Below are 20,723 nucleotides of genomic sequence, written 5' to 3'. Positions count from 1 at the left end.
CCTATTGGTAGACTGTGGTGTGGCGACGCACAGGCCGGAAACGGGTGTCGGTAAGCATTTCTTCTTCTTCGGCCTCCAGGTCAGTATCGTCGTCGAGGCCGGAAGCGGCCGGCTTCAGCCAGCCGATATGTCCAAGCGTTGCGGAGTTGTTGGCATCCATCCGGACAGCGGATGCGCATCTCTTCGGCAGCGCAAGTTCAATTTCATATTCAATTTCCAGACCCAGATAAAAATCGATGAGGTCGAAAAGCTTCTCTGTCCAGGGATTGGGTCTTGCCCGGGTTGGCGGGAGAAACTGCCGATATTCCTCCAGACTGCTCGTGAAAATCCTGATCCGGATCTTGTCACTCACACTATAGACCTTGGACCCAACGATCGTGTCGGCGCCAAGTTGCCCGGCTCCGCCTGGCCCGAAACCACCAAGCTTGAGCTGATCGTCCTTGTCCAGATGCAGCCACGTCCCGACACATTGATCAATCTCTACCCGGACATCGAAAACGCCCGTGATGAGGGCCTTCAAACGAGCGGCGCTCTTTGTCTTGGGGGCCATAAGGCCCGCATAGAGCAGCTTGAGCCGATCATCGATCCTGTCGAGGTCCCGGTAAAACGGGGTGCCGATGCCGATCGCCGACCCGAGATAGGCGAGAAACCGGTCGTCGTCCGGCCGGTCATGTTGAACGATCGGTCTGGCATCGGCCCACGCGCGGTAGAACAACTGCACGAAGCGGTTGTTGAACAGGTCAAGGAATCTCGGAAAACTGTCATCGCCTCTGAGCCCGCGCATGATCGCTTCATCGGTGTAGGCGGAAGGCAGAGCGCCTTGCGGTCCAAGCAAACCAAGGAAGCGTTCCAGCAAGACCAGGCCGCCGTCACCGTCCTTTGTCGCACGCTCAATGGTCGACGTGGCGAATTCGCTGGACGGGTCCTGACCGAAGCGAACGATGTCTTCCATCATGCGCCGGCTTTTGCCGATCCTGGGTGGAGCGGGCTCATCGGCGTTCTTCGGCTTTATTCCGGTTTCGGAAATTCCCGGAGCGGTCTGGCCTTCGAGCATTCTCAGCACCGCCAGCAGATCATGTCCACCTGGATGCTTCTCGATGCGGTCTCCGAGGGCTGCAAGCAACGACGCGTATTGCTGCTGGACCGGCACCTCGATACGCGGGGTTTCCGGAACTGCTTCCTCAGCTGCTGGATCAGACGCAGTCTCTTCGGTCTGCGCTTCAATCACCTCTTCCGTTCCCTCGACAGAGGTTTCCGCTGGAGGATCGATTTGTTGTGCAGGCGTTTCTGATTGGGATCCGGCAGGTGAGGGAGTGGCGTGTTCGGGTGATGTGATCGCGGCAGATTCAATCGCGGGCGACTTGATGGCGAGCGTTTCTGTCTCGTCCTCAGGTGTGTTGTTGTCCTGCGGTTTTACGGTCCAGATATCGTCAGCGTCGGCCTTCTCATCAGACTCGATTGCAGTCTCCGTCTCCTCTTTGGTCGGCCATGCCGGGGCCTTCCGGGAGGATGAAGGCACAACGGTCTTGTCCCGTGCAACACGGGTTTTCGTCAGATCCTTGTCTGCCGGACCGCTCATAGAATTCCTTTCGCGCCGATCCGCGGAGGCCACTTCATGATAACGCCGCGCTCTGTCGTTGCGATCACACACTGCGTGAAGTGATTGATGGAAGCGTATTCAGCGACAAACCGGTCGAGGACAGCCCCCATCAGAAAGGCACTCGCCCCTTCAAAAGCCTTGTCATCGAGCGTGATCGTGATTTCGAGACCTCTGGCGACACCTGTCCCGGACTTCTGTTGCAGGCGGCGCACAACTGGCCTTGTCGAAACCGACCGAACGGACTGGGCCTGCCGGTCTGCTGAACTGTCGGAAAGTGGCGCGAACACGCTCAACACATCGCGGAAAGACCGACCGTCCTGACCTGCCGCATCGTGCACAAGGCCGGTATGATTCAAGGCCAGAATGTTAATGAGCCGCCAGGCAATGGCGCCAGCGTGGCCCTGTTCGCCCAGCCTTTCATTGTAGGAAAGAAGCGGCGGCCTTGGGGACGTCGGGCCGGCAACACAATCTACCTTGAGGCCGATATCCTCCAGTATGCGAAAATCCCCAATCTCGGACTTGTCCGGGTTGGTTCCCACGGGGAGGTCGGCGGCCAGCGACCGGTTGGATGCCAATACCTTCAGTGATAGTTCCGAAAGACGTTTCTTGCCGGTTTGCAGCAGGGCGGCAGCCTGTGCTCCGCTTGAGATAGAGATGAAGGTTTCTGTACCTATGTAGTGGCTCGGCTGCATGCGCCGGATTTCGGAAGACGACTGGCGTCGCGGCAAACGGCGAATGGTATAAAACCACTCGTGACCGGCTTTTTCAGTGTCTGGTGCAACGCTGTAGAGCGGTTCAACCGGTCGTTTCTCGCCTCCTGAAAAGTGGGCGGAAACTTCAGTGACGGCATGCACTTCATAATCCAGAGGCCGTGTCCGGTCCGTGATGACAGCAAACTCGTGCTGCCCTTTCTTGATCGGCACACGGTCAGTCTGCCTTTCGAACAAGTTGACGGCCGGCGCTGAGTGAAGCGCGAAAATCTTGCGTTCAACGTGAGCAGGTAACCGGTTTTCTGCTTCATCGAACACGAAGACCAGATCGAATGCTTTTGCCTTGACCCTATCCAGATAACGGCGCAGGCCCGTCAGACGGAACCCGAGGAAGCTGCGCGGAAAGTTGAAATAGTCGCGCAAGTGATCAAAGCCGGTGAACAGGCGCAAGGCGTTGTGCAAGAGGGAATCTTCTTCATCGAAACCCAGCTGCTCGATGGCATCGACGGGCAGGCGCTGCAGGCTGGCCTGACCGAAAGCATCTTCGGTACGGATGTAGAGCGCGATTGTATGTCCGAAGATCTGTTCATAGACCTTCGCAGCCAGATCCAGAGGTCCGATCAATCGGACGGGAAGTGAATCGATCCGACAGCCGGCCACCTGGTATTCAGGTTTCTTCAAGGTTTCTTCGGTTGAAACCTCGTTTTCCGGATCCTCGGACATGCGGTGTGTGAACGTGATGGACAGACCTGCGCGCGTGCGTCTGTCTTCAGCCATCTCCGCACCGAGACCGGAGACCTGCGCAGCTGAGCTCAGGTACTTTGCAGCTGTCAGCTCCAGGGGTGTCAACGTAATAGGAGAGGTGAGAGTGAACCTGCAGCGAACCTCTCCCTGGCGTTCACGGAAGACGGCCTCCATGGGAGCATGGCGATCGACCTTTATGCCGTTGCGCAAATTCGCGTCGCCATATTTCGGCGTCACGCGGGCAAGTACCAGAGAGGGAATGGGCGCCAGCGCAGTTGGATATAGTTGTTCGAACAGGTTGGAAGTGAATTCGGCGAACTCATGCTTCATTTTCAGCTGCACGCGAGCTGACAGGAAGGCTGTACCTTCAAGCAATCCGGACAACATTGGGTCGGAACGGTCTTCCAGAAGCCCACCCAGGCGTTCTGCTACAGCAGGATAGGCCTCCGCGAATGACGCCCCTTGTTCTCGCAGGTAGGTGAGTTCCTGATTATAGAGGTCGAGAAATTCCCGGTTCATGCAGTTGCCCCGATGATCTTGATACGGCCGAAAGCAGGGTCGACGTCGGCTACGAATTCACTCGCGACCCGGATCGGATCGCAGCGTATTTCTGCCTTGATGAGAAATCTTACCTTGAAGGTATCGCTTTCGACCTTGTCGTCGCGCTCGACCTTGAGCGTGCGCGGGTCCATGCGCGGTTCGAAATGGATGAGGGCCTGTCGGATGTCTTCGGCAAGTCGGTCAATGCGAACGCTGTCAACAATATGGACAGAAAGGTCCGGCAATCCGTAATTGATGATCGAGCTCTCAACTTCCGGAAAATCGGAAAGGTCCTGAGTGGAATTGAGGTTGACCGTGTTCAGGAGCGCCTGCAGGTCTTGCCGGACTTCGGAAAGCAGGGTGTGTTCAGAGACCCCGTAGGATCTGGAAAGCCGCCGACCGGACCTGAGGTTGGCGCCGTTCTGTGCTTCTTTTTGCCTGTCCTGAGCGGCCTTGTAGTCTGGGTCGTCCATTGCACGGAAGGCCCACATCAGCGGGGAGTGCATTTTCACATTTGATTTAGCCATCGGCCAAGCCCACGCTGACTGCTGCCCCGGAAATTCCTAAGTGTGACCGTGGCGGTGCCGCTTCGAAAGTTGAAAGTCTGCATCGCCGGTCCAAACCAAAGAAGGCTGCCGCGCCGAAGCGCGGCAGCCCTGCAGGCCGAAGCCTTATTTCTTTTCGTTTGCTGCAATGTCCCAGGCAAACTCGGGGGCTGCGCCCTTGGAGCCGTCCGGCTTCTGTTCGGTGTAGATGTACTTGTACTCACCGAAGTTCAGCGTGACGCTCTCCGTGATGCGATCGTCGGAGCCACTGCCGCCGGTCGAAACGTTGGTCACGATAATGTCCTTCATTTCGAGCTTGATGTATTCCAGCGGGTTATCACCGGCAGCCTTGCGAACAAAGAGAGTGCCTTTGGTGATATGCTTGCCAGTCGACACGTGCTGCAGAAGCACAGGGGTGGATTTGTCGACGAACTTGGTGATGCTCAGATCCTGGAAGTGTGCCTTGCCGGAGCCGGAGCCCGAACCCATGTGGGTGGTGCCGGACTGGGAAGCGCCCCAGGACCAGGAAAGGACGTCAATCTTGTCCTTATGGGTCTTGTCCTGTGCTTCGCCTTTGATACCTTCAAGTTCCAGATAAAAATCGACGGCCATTTTAATAGATCCTCTTGGTTGTTGAGGGCCAGGTAAATGTTCCTGGCTCAAACTCTGCTATTCCTGACAACTACCTCGGACCTCGCGGTCCAAACCCCTAGGCGCTTGCGCACCTTGTTTGTACCTCCGCCCGGGAAAACCGGGCTGCATCCCGTGGGATGCATGCCGGGGGGCAGGCTGCCGCCCCGCCGGCAATTTGTGAAATCAATTACCGTCTTGCGGAATGCGGGACGCCAGGCTCATGCCGATGTCCATGCCTTCCAGCTGATAGTGCGGACGAAGGAAGAACTGGGCCCGGTAATATCCGGGGTTTTCCTCGTCGGGCACGATAGTGACCTTGGCTTCCCGCAGCGGCTTGCGCGCTTTGGTTTCCTCGGTCGAGTTGTCCGGATCACCATCGACGTAGTCCATGATCCAGTCATTCAGCCAACGCTGCAGCTGCGCCGATTCCTTGGTCGAACCGATCTTGTTGCGCACCATCACTTTCAGGTAGTGGGCGAAACGAGTGGTCGCGAACATGTAGGGCAGGCGGGCAGACAGGTTGTCCGATGCCGTTGCATCCTTGCCGTCCGGTCCGGAGAACTGGCGCGGTTTGAAGACGGACTGAGCTCCAAGGAAGGCTGCCTGGTCCGTATTCTTGCGGTGGATCAGCGGGATCAGGCCCAGACGGGAGATCTCGTGTTCGCGCCGGTCGGAAATCGCGATTTCCGCAGGGCACTTCTGGTCCACACCGCCATCGTCGGTTTCAAAGACGTGGGTCGGCAGGTTTTCCACCAGACCACCGCTTTCGACGCCGCGGATGCGCACAGTCCAACCGAATTCCTTGTAGGCACGGTTGACGTTGGTTGCCATGGCATAAGCCGAGCTCATCCAGGCGTAATTCTCGTGGCTATCTTCGCCGAACTCTTCTTCGAAGGCGAATTCTTCCACTGGGTCGGACTTCGCACCGTAGGGCTGGCGAGCCAGCACGCGGGGCATTGTCAGACCAAGGTAACGGGAGTCCTCGGATTCCCGCAGCGTCCGCCACTGGGCATGGATCTCCGTATCGAAGATCTTGGACAGATCACGCTTGGCCGGCAGTTCCGTCCAGCTGTCCATCTGCATCAGTTGCGGATTGGCCGCTGCCAGGAACGGTGCATGGGCTGCCGAAGCGATCTTTGCCATGCCGCGCAGCACGGTGATGTCCTGCGGGTCGTAGGAGAACTCATAGTCACCCACGAGACAGCCGTAGGGCTGACCACCCAGCTGGCCGAATTCGGCTTCATAGATCTGCTTGAACAGCGGGCTCTGATCCCACTTGGCGCCGCGGTAGCTCTTGAACACGCCTGCAAGTTCTTTCTTGGAGATGTTCAGGAACTGAAGCTTGAGCGAAGCGTCGGTTTCAGACTGGTGCACGAGGTAATCGATCCCGCGCCAGGCACTCTCAAGTGTCTGGAACTCCTCGGCGTGAATGATCTCGTTCACCTGAGCCGTCAGTTTTTCGTCCAGCTTCGCGATCATCTCATCGATCGTGTCGTAGACGTCTTCCTTGATAAGCGCCTGATCGGACAGGGCTTCGGCGAGGAAGGTCGACATGGCGTTGTCAACCAGCTGATTGGCCGTATCGTTTTCGTTCTTGATCCGGAAATTCTGTTTCAGGATCGAGGCGAACTCCTCGGGGCTCTTCTCAACCGCAACTTCGCCGGCTGCTGCGCCACTTGCCTGGGCGCTGGTATCGGTGCTGCTCATTTATGCCTCCTCCGTGCCGTCGCCGTCTGCCTGCTTGTCGGCGGACGATGCCTTGTCGGCTTCGATTTTCTGAGCAAGTGCCTGCATCAGGGCCGGGTCCCGGGTCAGCTCCTCGAGCTGGGAGATCGCCTGGACACGTCCGTCCATCATGGTGCGCAATGCAGCCAGGCTGCGGCGTGCATCGAGCAGCTTCTTGAGTGCCGGAACCTGTTCGGCAACGCGTCCCGGGGTGAAGTCGTCCATGCTCTTGAAACGCAGCTGGACGCTCATTTTGGAGTTTTCTTCGCCGGACAGCTTGTCCTTCACGGTGAAGGAGGTGCCAGGTTCAATTGCTTCCATGCGCTTGGAAAAGTTGTCCATGTCGATGTCGAGGAACTTGCGGTCATCGATATCGGCTTTTTCCACGCCAGGGTTGTCGCCGGAAAGATCGGCCATGATGCCCATGACGAATGGCAGTTCCACCTTCTGTTCCGCGTCAAACGGATCTTCATAGAAAATGTGGACCCGCGGAGGTCTGTTGCGCTTGATAAAGCCTTGCCCGCTGTTCGATGCCATTGTACTTGCCTTTCATTTTCATGACCCAGAAGAAAAAAGGTCAATTTTAGTCAAATACTAGCGCGTAACTCTTGTTTGCTAATTGCTGTACTTAGGTCGGCGCTGCGTTTCGTTGATATCTATGTACTGCGTTTCTGGGGAACGGGAAGTGATCACGGTCACATGATCGATGGTTTATTTTTTTCTCGAAATATTGAGGACCCGTTGGCCATTGGTGTCAAGTAAGAAGCTGAAAACCCTAGGTAACATAGGGGTTGTAATGGCAGTTGAATCAGTCCTCCTCCGGCCTCAGGAAGAGGTTGAGAAGACCGGTGAATGAACCGGAACTCATATTCTGCGCCTCGTCCAGCAAAAGGGGGATCGGGCTGGTGGGTTCATTGGAAGAATAGTAACCCTTGACCGCCGCAATACCCTTCATTGCGTCACTTCGGCTTTCGATCACCATCACTGCGAAATCGTCAATTTCGCCCAGTTCCCGGTCACCACCGTCGTTCAGGTCGATCAGTCGGTCGTTGGAAAGCTGTAACCCGCTCGCACCCAGAATCAGCGCTACGTCGTCGAACCTGCGCGGCATCAGTATTTTCAAGGCATCCAGATAGGACTTTCCGACGAGGCCGCGAGCCTCGCGCACCAGAAACAAAGCCGGATGCGACGGTTCGCGGCTGGCGAAATAGTCTTCGACAGCATCTAGAATCAGTTTTGCCTGGGCGGCATTCTTGATTTCTGATTGAGACGCCTGCGACGTGTCGCCTGCTGCTGCCTCTGCAGCAGCATCTTCAGAGGAAGAGGCCTCCGTCTCTTCAGGGGAGAGGCGTCCGAGCCGCTTGTTCAGTTCGGCATTCATCTCCTTCAGGAGAGTGGACAAGGCCTCATAATTGGGAGGAGCTGCTTTCGCACCGCTCTCCTTGAGCTTTTCGGTGCACAGCTCGGCTATGGTCTGAAGTTCGTCCGGCAGGTCTCCAAGGTCCTTGAGGATCTCGTCGATAGCGTCCTGCTCGAGTTCGCCCGATGTCAGTGCCGCCTCAATCGCACCAAGAGAGATTGTATGCTCATCCGGACGTGCCGTGGCATCGCCGGCTGCAATCTGGATGGCGCGATAGCTGATGGGCCCTGTCCGGCGGGTCTTGAGCAGGGGCGCTGCTTCCAGCGGAAGAACGACCGTGGGCCTGTTGTTGAGAGATTCGAGCGCTCCGATTCGTTCCATGTGGCCGAAGTCGGCATCGCTTGGATGGACGTCGTCCCAATGGTTCTCCAACAGTTTGCGAATGATGCGAATCGAGTTCGCAAACGTATGGACTTGACCGCTCAGCAGGCCGAACTGCGCGAGAATGACAAGCAGTCTCAGGTCTCTGGATTGCTTCAGGAAGCCGTCCATCTGCTTGAAGAGGTCGGTAAAGTCGATCTCGGATCGGTCGAATTCGCTGAACCGCTCCGGCAGCAATTCCTCACACGAATCCAGAAGCGCGGCAAAGGCGGGTTCGGTATCATAGAGGTCCGGCCCGCAGCCAGCACCCGGCGCTACTTCAGTGCCGTAGGTTTCCGGATCGAAATTCATTCGTGCTCCCCAGCCCGGTATGCATTCCGGTGGTATGTCCGGGATCGGTCCCGGTTATTGTTCAGGAGACCCGGACCGGGAAAAGCTCCGGTCCGGCATGTCTGGTGTGTGTATTTTTATTGCTCGAGTACCAGCTTGCTTTCAACGCGGCGGTTTGCCGGATCGTTTACATCAGCAACCTTTGGTCGGGATTCGCCGTAGGCAACAGTTTTCAGGCGGTCCCGGCTGACGCCGAGGTTGACAAGATACTGGGTAACCGCTTGCGCACGGTCTTCGGAAAGACGCTGGTTGTAGTTGGTCGAGCCAATTCCGTCGGTATGGCCTTCGATCACGAATGTGGCTTTGGCCAGATCGGGATCATTGATGCCCTTGGCAAACTCACGAAGGTTGGCCTGTGCGGACGTGCTGAGCTTGGCCGAAGCATATTCGAACGAAACCAGCAGGTTGAAAGCAGCGTCGATGGCGTTGGTTTCCGGATCGACCACAAGGGTCTGTTCCGTTTCACCACCTTCGGTCTTTGCACCGTCCTGGGAGACTGCGACCTGACCGCCTTCATCCGGTTTGGCGTTCGGATTACATTCGTCGCGAGTACCGATACAAAGAGCTCGCGTTCCGCCAGCCGGCTTCAGTGAACGCGTCTTGAGCTGCTTGAAGTGCTTGCTGACTTCATCGGCCGAATAAGTGGCGTCCTGGGCAAAAGCCGGAGCGGTTCCAAGTGCCGGCAAGGCAATGGCGAGAGAAACGGAAGCAGCCAGGAGAGCGCGGCGAAGTCCGGTCCGAGCGGCATTGTTCCGGTCGAGCGAAAATACAGTAGGGGTCACGATTTCAATCCTCCCTTGTGGAGTGTTCAAAAGCGATGTCGCTTTGGGCTTCGAAATGGATCGTGCCATATGGATAAGAATAATAGTGTGGCGAAAGTCACTAAAGTGCGATTTGATGTCAGTATGTCGTTTTATCGGCAATAAGCAAGAGGAGAGCTGTTGGGGTGACGTCGGTGAGCAGGGTTAGTATTTAAAAGCAGCAGGCGGTGTTTTTTAGCCGCACTTGGGGAAGGGGCAAGTGCCTCCTCCTTCACAAAAGGGTTTGAAGTTCAAAGTATTTGCATCAAGTGTGTTCTTGAGCACACTATTTTTGCCGGAAACGCCTTAGTGTCTGAAACGTGGTAGCCGCCAGGCTGCCTTTTTGCAGAAAACCGCGTTATTTCCGAGGAGATCTTTCGTGGCCGTAGGACAACTTAAACAAGCTAACCGAATGGCCGAGCTGACATCGGTCTTTGGCAAGGATGAGCTTTCCGTTGTCACCATCGAGTGCGACGAGGGTCTCAGCGAAGATTTTGAGATCAGGCTTGAGGTTCTGAGTCAGAAAGAGGATCTGGATTTCGACCAGGCCATAGCGACTTCCATGACGGTGAAGGTTGTCACCAACAATGGTGATACGCGGCATTTCGACGGTCTTCTGACAGATGCGAAATGGATAGGCTATCGCGATTCCTATTACATCTACAAATTGACGCTACGCCCCTGGTTCTGGCTGCTAACCAAGAACTCAAATTGTCGAATTTTCAAGGACATGTCCGCGCCTGAAATCATTCAGAACGTCCTGAATGAGCATGACTTCGCCGATTTCCAGATCAAGCTGACTGAATCCTATGATCCGATTCATTACTGCGTCCAGTACAGGGAATCGGATTACGATTTCTGCTGCCGGTTGATGGAAGAATTCGGAATTTCCTATTTCTTTGAGCACAAGGACGGCAAGCACATCATGATTCTGGCGGACGCCAAATCGTCCTACAGCCCGATCGTTGGTGACAGCTCCATTCCCTACATTGCTCTTGGCGGCGACAGTCAAAGGGATAAGGAGCATCTTTACCATTGGATTCCGACGCGCAAGTTTCGGACCGGCAAGTTTGCAGTCAATGATTATGATTTCGAGAAACCGAGTGCGCTGCTGGAAGCAGAGCGTGATGCAGGTACTAAATATCGGGCCGGGTCTCTGGAAAACTATGACTATCCGGGAAGGTACACTGAAAAAGACAAGGGCAGCACCTTCAGCAAGATTCGTATGGAAGCCGAACAGGCTGCGGACAAGCGAATTGAAACAGCCGGCGAAGTGCCGCGGTTCTTTGCAGGAGGGCTGTTCACCTTATTCAACCATCCCCACAAACCGCAGAACGTGGAGCACCTGATCGTGCGTGCAAGCCATCGGATCATCACCGAGGCATATCGCTCCGGTGGTGGTGGGGCCCAGGGAGAAGCCTATACCGGGACATATGACGTTCTGCCTTCCAGTATAACGTTCCGCACACCGGCCATCACCCGCAAACCTCGAATACCCGGCCCGCAAACGGCAAAAGTCGTGGGGCAAGGCGAGATCGATGTGGACGAATACGGTCAGATCCTGGTCGCCTTTCACTGGGACCGCGACAAGACAGCGTCTCGGCGGGTTCGCGTGGCGCAAGTGTGGTCAGGCAAGAACTGGGGTGGCATCTATATCCCTCGTGTCGGCCAGGAAGTGATTGTTCAGTTTCTGGAAGGCGATCCGGATCAACCGATCATCGTCGGCACAGTCTACAATGCGGAAAACATGCCACCTTACTCTTTGCCAGGCGAGAAAAACAAAGCCGGCATCAAGTCGGATTCAACGGTAGGCGGCGGCGGTTACAACGAGTTCGTGCTCGACGACACCAAAGGGAATGAGCTTGTTGGGGTTCATGCCCAAAAAGACATGGAGACCGTTATCGAGAATAACGAAATGCTGCATGTCAAAAACTGCCGCGAGACCCAGATCGACGTTGACCGAACGGAATCGGTTGGCCGAAACACGACTGAAGATATCGGCATGAACTGGAAGGTAACTGCCGGAGCGAAGATCGAGTTTATTTGCGGCGCCAGCAAGATCACCATGACGCCTGCCTCGATCAAGATCGAGTCGGTGAAAATCGATATCGTGGCTTCGGGCATGCTCAACGCCAAGGGTACAATGACCAATGTGACAGGCAGTGCGTTGCTGAAACTCAAGGGCGGCCTTGTACTGATCAATTGATGCTGCGGTTCTTGAACGAATGCGGCCAAGAGAAAAAACGGAGTAGAGCAGATGGGATCACGTATCCGCTTTACAAAGGCTAGACAGGTATTTGAAACTTTTCCGGAGTTGTCGGAAACGGTAAGCGAACCGGCCACGGATATCGCTCCGGACGCCTATGCTCTGGAATTGCAGAAAAGCGAGGCACCGCTGTCGGCGATTGCCTATTTCGCTCATATCCTGCCGAAACGGGAATCGGTCTGGTGGGGCATGAACTGCGTTGCCGGTCTGGATCAGGCCAAGAACGAGGATGACCGGCAGGTTCTTAAACTCAGCGAGACCTGGGTCCGCGAGGGGGATGAAGATGCCCGTGTTGCGGTTCACGCTGCGGCTGAGGCCGCCAAGAAGGACAGCGCGTCCGTCTGGATCGGTCTTGCTGCAGGCTGGTCTGGCGGATCCCTTTCGCCCAGCCCCGAGCACCGGGTGGACATGCCTGACGACCTGACGGCCAAGGCCGTGAATACAGCTGTGTTGATTGCGCTTGGAACACTTGAGCCTGCCAAACGGGATGAGGCCCTGAAATCTTGCCTGTCTGCCGGGCTGTCCTTCGCCGGAGGTGGGATGATGCCCGCGGTGACCGTCGGCGGCCCTTCGTCAGCCTTTTCCTAAGCGCAAAGAGGAAATGTGGGAATGCGCATAACGCTCCAGATTGAAAATGTTGACCGGTTGGAGACCGGCGGTCAGCTGTCCTACAGCTGTGCCGACCGAGGCTTCGACATTGGTCGGCACGAACATCTGGACTGGAGTCTCCCCGATCCCCAGCGGATGATTTCCGGCAAACATTGCGAAGTGCGCTTTGAAAGCGGGAATTTCGTTCTTTACGACTATTCGACAAACGGCACTTTCCTCAATGGCAGCCAGACCCGCATGGACAAGGCACATGTGCTGCGCTCCGGCGATCGGCTGATGATTGGCGATTACATCATCGTCGTATCGCTGGAAGCCGGATCCGGGCAGCCAGCCATGTCCGCAGCACCAGTCGCCGCCGCTGCTCCTCAGCCCTGGGACGCACCGCAAACCTCGTCTTCACCCGGTGGCTCCTCCTGGCCTACGGGGCCTGGTCCGGCGGGCGCGGCACCCGGTCACTATCCAATGGAAAATCAGGGTGGGCCCTGGGCTACACCGGGAGCGGGCATGGAAGGGCGACACGCTCCGCCTTCCTCCAATCCAGGCATAGGCACGCCGGCAGATAATGTTTGGAGCCAGCAAGGACACGGCTGGGGTACGGCGGATCCTTCGCTGTACGATCCGAATGCGCACATCGGCGAACGGGAAGCGCCTCGACCGGCCCAGGCGGACCCGCTGGATCATCTTGCCCAGCAACCGCATCTTCAATCTGCCGGAGCCGCACCCGCAGAGCCGCTTTTTGGATTTCCGGAACCTGTAGCTCAATCTCCGTTTCCGGCGCTGTCTGAAAACCCGGCGCAGGAAAGTGCTGAGCCGCTTTTCCAGATGCCGGATCTTCAACCAGAGGCACCAACCCAGCAACCGGCGGCCGAATCTGCTCCGCCCCCTGCAGGAGAGCCCACAGCATCGCCGTTTCCCGAAGCGCCTGTCTGGAGCACGCCGGAGGCAGAGGAAACACAGTCGGCAACGGTCCAGGAACCTCAGCCTGAACAACCGGCTCCAGTGGAGCAAGCTGCACCTGAGGCCATGCCTGTTGTTGCCCCGCAAGAACCAGCGAAGGCAGACACAGCGGCGGTTGCAAAGGTTGATGTTGAGCCGGCTAATATTCCGGCGGCCAATGTTGATTTCATCAAGGCCTTCGCCGAAGGAGCCGGTATCCCGGCTGCAACGCTGGCCGGCCGTGATCCGGAAGAATTTGCCAGGGAAGTCGGGGCCATATTGCAAGGCATCACCGGCGACTTGATGGGTCTTTTGCAGGCACGCAGTCAGGTGAAAGCCATGACCAGAAACGCCAACCGCACTCTGATCATGCGCAGCGGGAACAATGCCCTGAAGTTTTCGCCGACACCGCAAATGGCATTGCAGACGATGCTGGCTCCAGGAGCGGAAGAAAACGGGTATTTGCCGATTTCAAAGGCCATGCAGGCTGCTTTCAAGGACATCCAGAAACATCATGTCTGGACCTATGCAGCCATGCAGAAGGCTGCAGGAAGATTTGAAGAAAAGCTTTCCCCCAAGGCGATCGAGGCAGAAGGCCAGGTCGCCAAGAGTACATTCGGTAACCAGAAGGCCAAGCTATGGGAACGGATTCAGGAACGCTGGAGTTCCTTGTCCGGTTCGTACGACGATGGCGTGGTTGGGCTTTTCACGCAATACTTTACCGAAGGTTATGAAGAATTGAGCAGTGACGATCCGGAGCAGAGCTCCGGACTGATGAATTAAGACCTTTGCCAGTTTTAAGAGCGCGAAGGCGCTAAAGTGTTAAGGGAGCAGTACCTTTATGTCGTGGTATAGCAAGGTTGCATGGACCGAAGGCTTGTTTCTGCGGCCTCATCATCTCCAGCAGAGCGACCGGTACGCGGAGCACATGCTGGACGAACGGGTCCGTTTTGCCTCTCCCTATCCCTGGGGCTTTTCCGAGCTGGAAATTGATCAGGACGTAGGACAGCAATGCCGGTTCGCGCTTCGCTATGGCCGAGGCATATTCTCCGACGGAACGGTGTTCAACTTCCCGGCCGACGGTACGCCGCCGCCTGCAATCGACGTTCCGGAGGACGCGGCAGGACAAATCGTCTGGCTGGGAATTCCTGAGACGACCGTCAATGCGGTGGAAGTTGCCAATGGCCGCGACGATGCCGCCACGAGATATATTCAGGGCAGGGAGACGATCATCGATTCCACCTCCACCATCCGCCAGGAGGAGGAGATCGATGTTGCGCATCCGCGCCTGCAGTATTCGATTCGCTCGACACCCCATCCCGGTCAGGTCTGCCTGCCGGTCGCCCGTATCACGGAAATCAAGGATCGCATTGTCATAACCGATGGTTCCTTTGCGCCGCCGGTACTTGCCTGTCATGTGCATCCGGTCGTCACCGGCTGGATTGACTCCGTCATTGGCTGGGTGGAGCGCAAACTGAGCGAACTGGCGCGTTACGCCGCCGATACGTCCGCCGGGGGCGGATTGCAGAATTTCGATTATCTGACGTTGCAGCTGCTCAACCGCACTTATCCTTTGCTGATGCACCTGCGCAAATCGGCTTATGTGCATCCGGAGCGGCTGTACATACTGTTCCTGCAGCTGGCGGGGGAGCTTGCAACGTTTGCAACGGAAGAGCGCCGAGCGCGCAACTATCCCGTTTATGACCACGACAAGCTGCATGATATCTTCAAGCCGGTCCTGGCCGACATACAGGCGTTCCTGTCGGCCGGCTACGACCGGCGTGCAATCCGCTTGCCTCTGGAACAACTGGCGCCGAATGCGTTCAAGTCGACCATTGTCGATCGCAACCTGTTCTCGCAGGCGGGCTTTGTCATCGAAGTGGCTGCCCGCAGGCCTTTGACGGAAATTCAGAACGAGTTTCCAAGGCTCTTCAAGGTTGGCCCCTTCGGTCAGATGCGCCAGATCGTCTACTCCAACCTGCCGGGTATTCCGCTGATCCACATGCCGGTACCACCGGCACAGATCCGGGCTCTCACAGACCGTGTCTACTTCCGGCTGGACAAGACGACCCCGCTTTGGCGCGAATTTAGCCAGGACTCGGCGATCGGGCTGCAATTCTCCGGCAACTGGCCGGATCTGCAGCTTGAGTTCTATGCCGTCCGGGAGGGCCGCTGATGTCGGACAATGACGATCCCTTTGGCGTTTCCAAACGCAAGGGAAAGACAATTGTAATGCCCAATCCGGGCGGGCGATGGAGCGAAGGCCAGCCAGGACAACCCGGCCAGCCGCCTCAGCAACCTGCGCCGCCGCCACAACAGGTTCCCGGTCAGGCGCCTCCTGCACACGCAGCTACGCCACCGCCACACAATCCGCCTTCCGGTGGCTCGGATCCGTGGCAAAGCGGGGGAGGCGGCGGAGGACGTGATCCTTACGCTCCAACGCCAGCCGGGTATGAGTATGGCCAGCAGCAGGCACCGGATCTCAGAACCCCGCCAGGCGGTTACCAGGCACCGCAAGGTGCTGCGCCACAGCCGGCGGCCGCACCTGCACAAGGTGCCGGTAAACTGGCGCATATGCCGGACATCAACCAGATCCGCGTTGCCAATCGAAATCCGATTTCCCGTGCGGCTGCCCCGTTGCTTCTGCTTCTGGGCCGTCTTCACCTGACAATGACGGACGCCCAGTTCGACCAGTTGATGCGCGATGTCTACAGCGCCATCAAGACGTTCGAGAAAGAATTGCGGAGCGCCGGAATCACGGACGACCAGATCCGTTCCGCCGCCTATGCGCTCTGTGCGACATCAGACGATATCGTCCAGAACCTGCCGTCTGCCGGACGTCACCAATGGACGCAATATTCCATGCTGACCCAGTTCTTCGGTCAGGCAACCGGCGGTGTCGAGTTCTATCAGCTACTGGAGAAGGCAAAGCAGGATCCCGGTCGTAACTACGGTGTTCTGGAGGTCATGCATTCCTGTCTGTCACTCGGCTTTTACGGCAAGTACCGTGCGATCCAGGGTGGCCAGCAGGGCCTGGAGCGCGAACGACGCGACCTGCATGAAATTCTGCGTCGTGTTCGCCCGCGGCCTGGAGACGATCTCTCTCCCCATTGGCGCGGCCTGGAACTTCTGCAAAAGCGGGCAGGGTTCTCGGTGCCGATCTGGTCGGTCGCGGCCGTTGCAGGTGCATTGCTTCTTGGGGGCTACGTCACCTTGATGCTTCTTCTGTCGAGCGGGAGTGAAGTTGTCGCAGGACGCGCAAGTGCGCTTTACCCGTCGGGCCCGATCGAACTGGCGCGCGAAGGCTATCAACCCAAACCGCCACCCGCGCCACCACCACCAGAAGATGCGGCGATCGATACTGTCTCCGCTCAGCTGGCAGGTATCGATGGCCTGGAAATTTCGCAGGCGGGACCGGCAATCATGTTGCGCATGCGCGCGCAGTTCGACGTCGCAGCAGCCACGCTGCGTCCTGAATTTCAGCTTCTTGTCGAGCAGGTCAGCCAGACCCTCGACCAGGTGGAAGGTGAAATTCTGGTCGTCGGCCATACGGACAGCGACCCGATCCGCAATAATCCGCGGTTCCCGACGAACTGGCACCTGTCCGTTGAAAGGGCAAAGGCAGTTGCCGCCGTCATGGAATCAGTCCTCCAGACACCAGGGCGGGTGCAGGTGGAAGGACGTGGCGCAGACGAGCCGATCGCTCCCAATACAAGCAGGGAAGGCAAGGCGCTCAACAGACGTGTGGAAGTCTTCCTGAAGCCACCGGCCAAAGGGCTGGTGATAAACAACTGATATCCGGGGCAACCGCAGAACAAGGCTGTATCTATGAAATTCTGGCTCGGAATAACGGCAATCGTCATCGGCATACTCGCCCTGATCGGTCTGATCTGGTTTGGCGGGCCGTTCCTGTCGATCGCCGGTGTGAGGCCCTTCGAACCTCTCTGGGTAAGGTTGTCGCTGGTTGCGCTTGTCCTTCTGATCGTTGGCGGCTGGACCGGCTACCGGATCTACAAGCGCGTCAAGGCCAACCGGGCACTCGAGAGTGAGATCCTGCAGCCCAAGGCAAGTGATGCCGACTTGCAGATCATGTCGGAGCGCATGAAGGACGCTCTGAAGACGCTCAAGACGTCCAGTGGAAACGCGCGCACCTATCTTTACGACTTGCCCTGGTACCTGATGATCGGCCCTCCGGGCGCCGGCAAGACCACGGCTTTGATGCATTCCGGTTTGAAGTTTGCCGGTTCGCGCGCAAAGGGAGAGGCCCAGAAGCTGGAGGGCCTCGGCGGAACCCGGTATTGCGACTGGTGGTTTGCTGAAACGGCTGTGCTGATCGATACGGCAGGGCGTTACACAACGCAGGATTCCGACGAGGAGCATGACCGTGAAGCCTGGCACGGGTTCCTCAATATTCTGCGCAAGGCCCGTCCGCGTCAGCCGATCAACGGCGTCATGGTGTCGATCAGTCTTGAAGACCTGATGACGCTGTCTGACGATGAGTTGAAACAGCATTCCGATGCGATCCGCACGCGCTTGATCGAACTTTACAAGACCTTGAAAATCGATTTCCCGGTCTATGTGATCTTCACCAAGGCCGACACGGTTGCGGGCTTCATGGAGTTTTTCGGCTCCTATCCCGAAACCCGTCGCAACCTGGTCTGGGGAGCGACTTTCCAGACCCGCGAAAAAAACCAAGAACATGGTGTCGGAAGCGCCCGCCGAGTTTGATCTGCTGGTGGAGCGTCTCAACGAGGAGATGGCGGATCGTCTTCAGGAAGAACCGGATCCACGCGCCCGGCTGATGCTCTATGGCTTCCCGACACAGGTTGCTGCCCTGAAGGATCGTCTGACCGGTTTCCTGAATGCGATTTTCGAACCGAGCCGGTATTATCCGAATGCTGTTCTGCGCGGTTTCTATTTTACCTCCGGTACCCAAAAAGGCACGGCCATCGACAGGGTCATCGGCTCAATGAGCCAGGCCTTCGGGACAGCCTATCAGGCAGCCGCTCTATCCGGTCAGGGCAAGAGCTACTTCCTGCGTGATCTTCTTTCCAAGGTGATTATCGGAGAAGCCGGCTGGGTAACCCATAACCGGCAGGCCGTCAGAGTTGCGACCGCAACCCGCATTGCGGCTTACGCAGCCATTGCCCTCGTGACCCTGGGCCTCGGCAGCTTGTGGGGGATCAGTTATCTCAACAACAAGGCCTTGATTGACGAAACCGCCAAGGCTGTGGACACGGTGCGCGTAAACGGCGAAACCGTTCTGGCGGAGCGGGTTGTACGCGACGACAATCTGGCGGATACCGCCTACTTCCTGTCGATGTTGCGGGGCTTGCCGGCTGGTTACGACAGCCGCGATACGCCAACGCCTGTCATGGAACAGTTCGGCCTCAGCCAGCGCGACCGTCTGGAAGCTGCTGGCGTAACGTCCTACAGAAGTGGTCTGGAAAGGTTGTTGCGGCCGCGTTTGCTCTTGAGGATCGAAGAGCAGATGACCGAGGTGCTCGACAATCGCACCGGTCCGGGCGGACAGGACGTCGATACGCTCTACAATTTGGCAAAGCTGTACCGCATGGTGGCGGGTGATGCGCCGGAAATCGACAAGGAGCAGATCAAGAATTCGTTCCGTGCCGACTTCCTGCAAAGCTTCCCCGGACCTCAGGGCGAGATCTTGCGCAACGAGCTCAACAACCACGTTGCCGCGATGCTCGATCTCGATTTCGGTGGCAACGTCCTGACCGATCAGCTTGACGGCATTCTGGTTGCAGAGGTCCAGCGAGAGCTCGGACGTGTCAGCCTCGCCGAGCGTGGGTATGCACTTCTCAAGTCTCGTGCCAAGGGTCTTGCCAGCGAAGACTGGATTGCTGAACAACGTGGCGGCTCCGACATGGAGACCGTTTTCGAAACGGAGAATGGCGACACGTTGGACACGGTCGCGGTCGACAAGTTCTTCACCTATCCGGGCTTCCACCTTTCCGTTCTGCCGAACCTTGCCGGCATTCGTGAAGAACTGGAACGGGACAAGTGGGTGTTTGGGGATGTCGGGGAAGCCGATGCCTTTTCCGACCAATATCAGTCGCTTCCCGGCGAGATCCTGGCGCTTTACACCAAGGATTTCATCGAAGCCTGGGAAGAGGCGCTCGGCAACTTGAAATTCAAGTCGATGCGCAACGACAAGCCGCTTTACACGACGCTTCAGGCCGTCTCGGCACCAACATCACCTGTTGTGCAGCTTCTTGAGAGCATTCGGCGCGAAACCCTGCTCACCCAGGATCTGTCGAGTGAAGGCCTTGCCGGAAACCTGACAGGCGGCAATGCGCAAAATGCCGGCACTGACGCTGCACAGAAGATCTTCCAGCGCTACGTGCTGGATTCGTCCGGTGGATTGAAACGTATCGGCCTTGAAGCCGGACTTCAGGCAATCGCGCCTGGAGGTTTGTCCAACGCGCTTGGAACTGCCGCTGGTGGCGGAGGTCCAACCATTATTCCGGGCAAGGCGATCGAAGATCACTTCCGTCCTTACCATGTACTGGTGGAAGGCGAGAACAGCCGCAAGATCGATGCCTTGCTGCTGAACTTCAAGAACATCCTCGACAACCTTCTGATCGTGGCCAACAACCCGCTACAGAGCGAAACGGCAAATTCCAACGTGCAAATTCAGGCGTCTCTGCTGAGAAGCAACGCGACGCGTTTCCCGCCGCCTTTCGATAAACTGATTATTCAGGCTGCGAAGGAATTTGACGAGGAGTTCAAGGAAACCTCGATCACGCAGCTGAACGAGAAGCTGAGCACCCAGGTTGTTGGTGAATGCCGCAGGATCGTCGCCCGGAACTATCCGTTTGAAAACGGTCGCTCCGAAGTGCCGATGACGGAATTTGCCAAACTGTTCGCACCGACGGGAATCATGCAGCGGTTTTTCGATGAAAACCTGAAGCCGCTAGTCGATACCTCGACGCGCCCCTGGAACTGGAAGCCTGAAGTGTCTCAGGCGGACCGTCTGTCGAACGCAACGCTTCGGCAGTTCGAACGTGCAGACCTGATCAAGCAGGCCTTCTTCCCGACAGGAAACGCGTTTCCGTCCGTCGGACTTCAGGTGGTTCCGCGAGCCCTCTCTCAGCAGGCTGACGCGGCCAGCCTGGAAGTGAACGGCAATCTCGTACTAGTGACGCGTGGTCCCGGCTTCAACGCGGAAATCGAACCGTTGCCGGCCAACTTTGATTGGCCCAGCAACACGGCTACCCCGCGCGTTGTACTGGTGATACAGCCGGAAGTGCCTGGCTACAGATCTCGTCGTGAAATCCATGGAGATTGGGCCTTCTATCGCTTCGTTCGCGATAACAGGGTCAGTTCCGGTCAGAACAAGTTCGTCGTGCGCGAAACGCTTGGCGGCAGACAGGTTGCATTCACGGTGACACTGAGAACGAATCCGAACCCGTTCTTCCTGTCTGCAGTCGGCGATTTCAGTTGCCCTACGAGCTTCTAGA

13 protein-coding genes and 1 pseudogene are annotated in these 20,723 nt (G+C 57.2%); 6 read left to right on the top strand and 8 right to left on the bottom strand.

Translation table 11 applies throughout. From position 1 onward, the window contains the following. Position 1 precedes the first annotated feature (1 nt). From tssG to ACP90_RS15790, 8 genes are all read right to left on the bottom strand, one after another. The gene (gene tssG, locus ACP90_RS15825; protein WP_062488884.1) at positions 2 to 1,579 is read right to left on the bottom strand and encodes a type VI secretion system baseplate subunit TssG; all 1,578 of its coding nucleotides are present in this window, start codon (positions 1,577 to 1,579) and stop codon (positions 2 to 4) included. Further along, positions 1,576 to 3,573 (bottom strand): type VI secretion system baseplate subunit TssF, encoded by a 1,998-nt coding sequence (gene tssF, locus ACP90_RS15820; protein WP_062488883.1) that lies wholly within the window; start codon positions 3,571 to 3,573, stop codon positions 1,576 to 1,578. The genes tssG and tssF overlap by 4 nt, the downstream gene beginning before the upstream one ends. Then, on the bottom strand, positions 3,570 to 4,067 hold the full coding sequence (gene tssE / locus ACP90_RS15815; protein WP_158514184.1) for a type VI secretion system baseplate subunit TssE: 498 nt from the start codon (positions 4,065 to 4,067) through the stop codon (positions 3,570 to 3,572). The genes tssF and tssE overlap by 4 nt, the downstream gene beginning before the upstream one ends. A gap of 198 nt (positions 4,068 to 4,265) precedes the next feature. Then, complete coding sequence (locus ACP90_RS15810) at positions 4,266 to 4,751, bottom strand: type VI secretion system tube protein Hcp (protein ID WP_022999368.1); 486 nt, start codon at positions 4,749 to 4,751, stop codon at positions 4,266 to 4,268. A 204-nt stretch (positions 4,752 to 4,955) separates the two neighbouring features. Further along, on the bottom strand, positions 4,956 to 6,479 hold the full coding sequence (gene tssC / locus ACP90_RS15805; RefSeq protein ID WP_022999367.1) for a type VI secretion system contractile sheath large subunit: 1,524 nt from the start codon (positions 6,477 to 6,479) through the stop codon (positions 4,956 to 4,958). Then, positions 6,480 to 7,034 carry a type VI secretion system contractile sheath small subunit gene (gene tssB / locus ACP90_RS15800; protein WP_022999366.1) on the bottom strand — a complete coding sequence of 185 codons (555 nt, stop codon included), beginning with the start codon at positions 7,032 to 7,034 and terminating at the stop codon, positions 6,480 to 6,482. Positions 7,035 to 7,305: 271 nt separating this feature from the next. Beyond that, positions 7,306 to 8,589, bottom strand: coding sequence for a type VI secretion system ImpA family N-terminal domain-containing protein (locus tag ACP90_RS15795; protein WP_062488882.1), 1,284 nt, complete (start codon positions 8,587 to 8,589; stop codon positions 7,306 to 7,308). A gap of 116 nt (positions 8,590 to 8,705) precedes the next feature. Then, a complete protein-coding gene (locus tag ACP90_RS15790; protein ID WP_158514183.1) occupies positions 8,706 to 9,410 on the bottom strand; it encodes an OmpA family protein in 705 nt (234 codons plus the stop codon). Positions 9,411 to 9,771: 361 nt separating this feature from the next. On the opposite strand from ACP90_RS15790, the gene tssI reads away from it, so the two are divergent. From tssI to tssM, 6 genes and pseudogenes are all read left to right on the top strand, one after another. Continuing rightward, entirely contained in the window at positions 9,772 to 11,634 is a 1,863-nt protein-coding gene (gene tssI / locus ACP90_RS15785; protein ID WP_145915782.1) for a type VI secretion system tip protein TssI/VgrG, read from the top strand. Positions 11,635 to 11,685: 51 nt separating this feature from the next. Beyond that, on the top strand, positions 11,686 to 12,282 hold the full coding sequence (locus tag ACP90_RS15780; protein WP_139314123.1) for a hypothetical protein: 597 nt from the start codon (positions 11,686 to 11,688) through the stop codon (positions 12,280 to 12,282). Between the two features lie 21 nt (positions 12,283 to 12,303). Continuing rightward, a complete protein-coding gene (gene tagH / locus ACP90_RS15775) occupies positions 12,304 to 14,022 on the top strand; it encodes a type VI secretion system-associated FHA domain protein TagH (protein WP_062488879.1) in 1,719 nt (572 codons plus the stop codon). Positions 14,023 to 14,080: 58 nt separating this feature from the next. Continuing rightward, positions 14,081 to 15,415 carry a type VI secretion system baseplate subunit TssK gene (tssK, locus tag ACP90_RS15770; protein WP_055654006.1) on the top strand — a complete coding sequence of 445 codons (1,335 nt, stop codon included), beginning with the start codon at positions 14,081 to 14,083 and terminating at the stop codon, positions 15,413 to 15,415. After that, positions 15,415 to 17,034, top strand: a complete 1,620-nt coding sequence (gene icmH / locus ACP90_RS15765; protein WP_145915781.1) for a type IVB secretion system protein IcmH/DotU — start codon at positions 15,415 to 15,417, stop codon at positions 17,032 to 17,034. Before tssK ends, icmH begins: the two co-directional genes overlap by 1 nt. 33 nt (positions 17,035 to 17,067) lie before the next feature. After that, positions 17,068 to 20,722, top strand: a pseudogene (gene tssM, locus ACP90_RS15755) (type VI secretion system membrane subunit TssM). Position 20,723: the final 1 nt, after the last annotated feature.

This window comes from Labrenzia sp. CP4 (assembly GCF_001579905.1).
Lineage (GTDB): Bacteria > Pseudomonadota > Alphaproteobacteria > Rhizobiales > Stappiaceae > Roseibium > Roseibium algicola.
The sequence above is the reverse complement of the archived record's forward strand: the minus strand, read 5'-3'. Positions and strand labels throughout refer to the sequence as shown.

Bases quoted from the DNA above. Each gene is read 5' to 3' on its own strand.
- tssG (WP_062488884.1), bottom strand. From the start codon at position 1,579: ATGAGCGGTCCGGCAGACAAGGATCTGACGAAAACCCGTGTTGCACGG.
- tssF (WP_062488883.1), bottom strand. From the start codon at position 3,573: ATGAACCGGGAATTTCTCGACCTCTATAATCAGGAACTCACCTACCTG.
- tssE (WP_158514184.1), bottom strand. From the start codon at position 4,067: ATGGACGACCCAGACTACAAGGCCGCTCAGGACAGGCAAAAAGAAGCA.
- ACP90_RS15810 (WP_022999368.1), bottom strand. From the start codon at position 4,751: ATGGCCGTCGATTTTTATCTGGAACTTGAAGGTATCAAAGGCGAAGCA.
- tssC (WP_022999367.1), bottom strand. From the start codon at position 6,479: ATGAGCAGCACCGATACCAGCGCCCAGGCAAGTGGCGCAGCAGCCGGC.
- tssB (WP_022999366.1), bottom strand. From the start codon at position 7,034: ATGGCATCGAACAGCGGGCAAGGCTTTATCAAGCGCAACAGACCTCCG.
- ACP90_RS15795 (WP_062488882.1), bottom strand. From the start codon at position 8,589: ATGAATTTCGATCCGGAAACCTACGGCACTGAAGTAGCGCCGGGTGCT.
- ACP90_RS15780 (WP_139314123.1), top strand. From the start codon at position 11,686: ATGGGATCACGTATCCGCTTTACAAAGGCTAGACAGGTATTTGAAACT.
- tagH (WP_062488879.1), top strand. From the start codon at position 12,304: ATGCGCATAACGCTCCAGATTGAAAATGTTGACCGGTTGGAGACCGGC.
- tssK (WP_055654006.1), top strand. From the start codon at position 14,081: ATGTCGTGGTATAGCAAGGTTGCATGGACCGAAGGCTTGTTTCTGCGG.
- icmH (WP_145915781.1), top strand. From the start codon at position 15,415: ATGTCGGACAATGACGATCCCTTTGGCGTTTCCAAACGCAAGGGAAAG.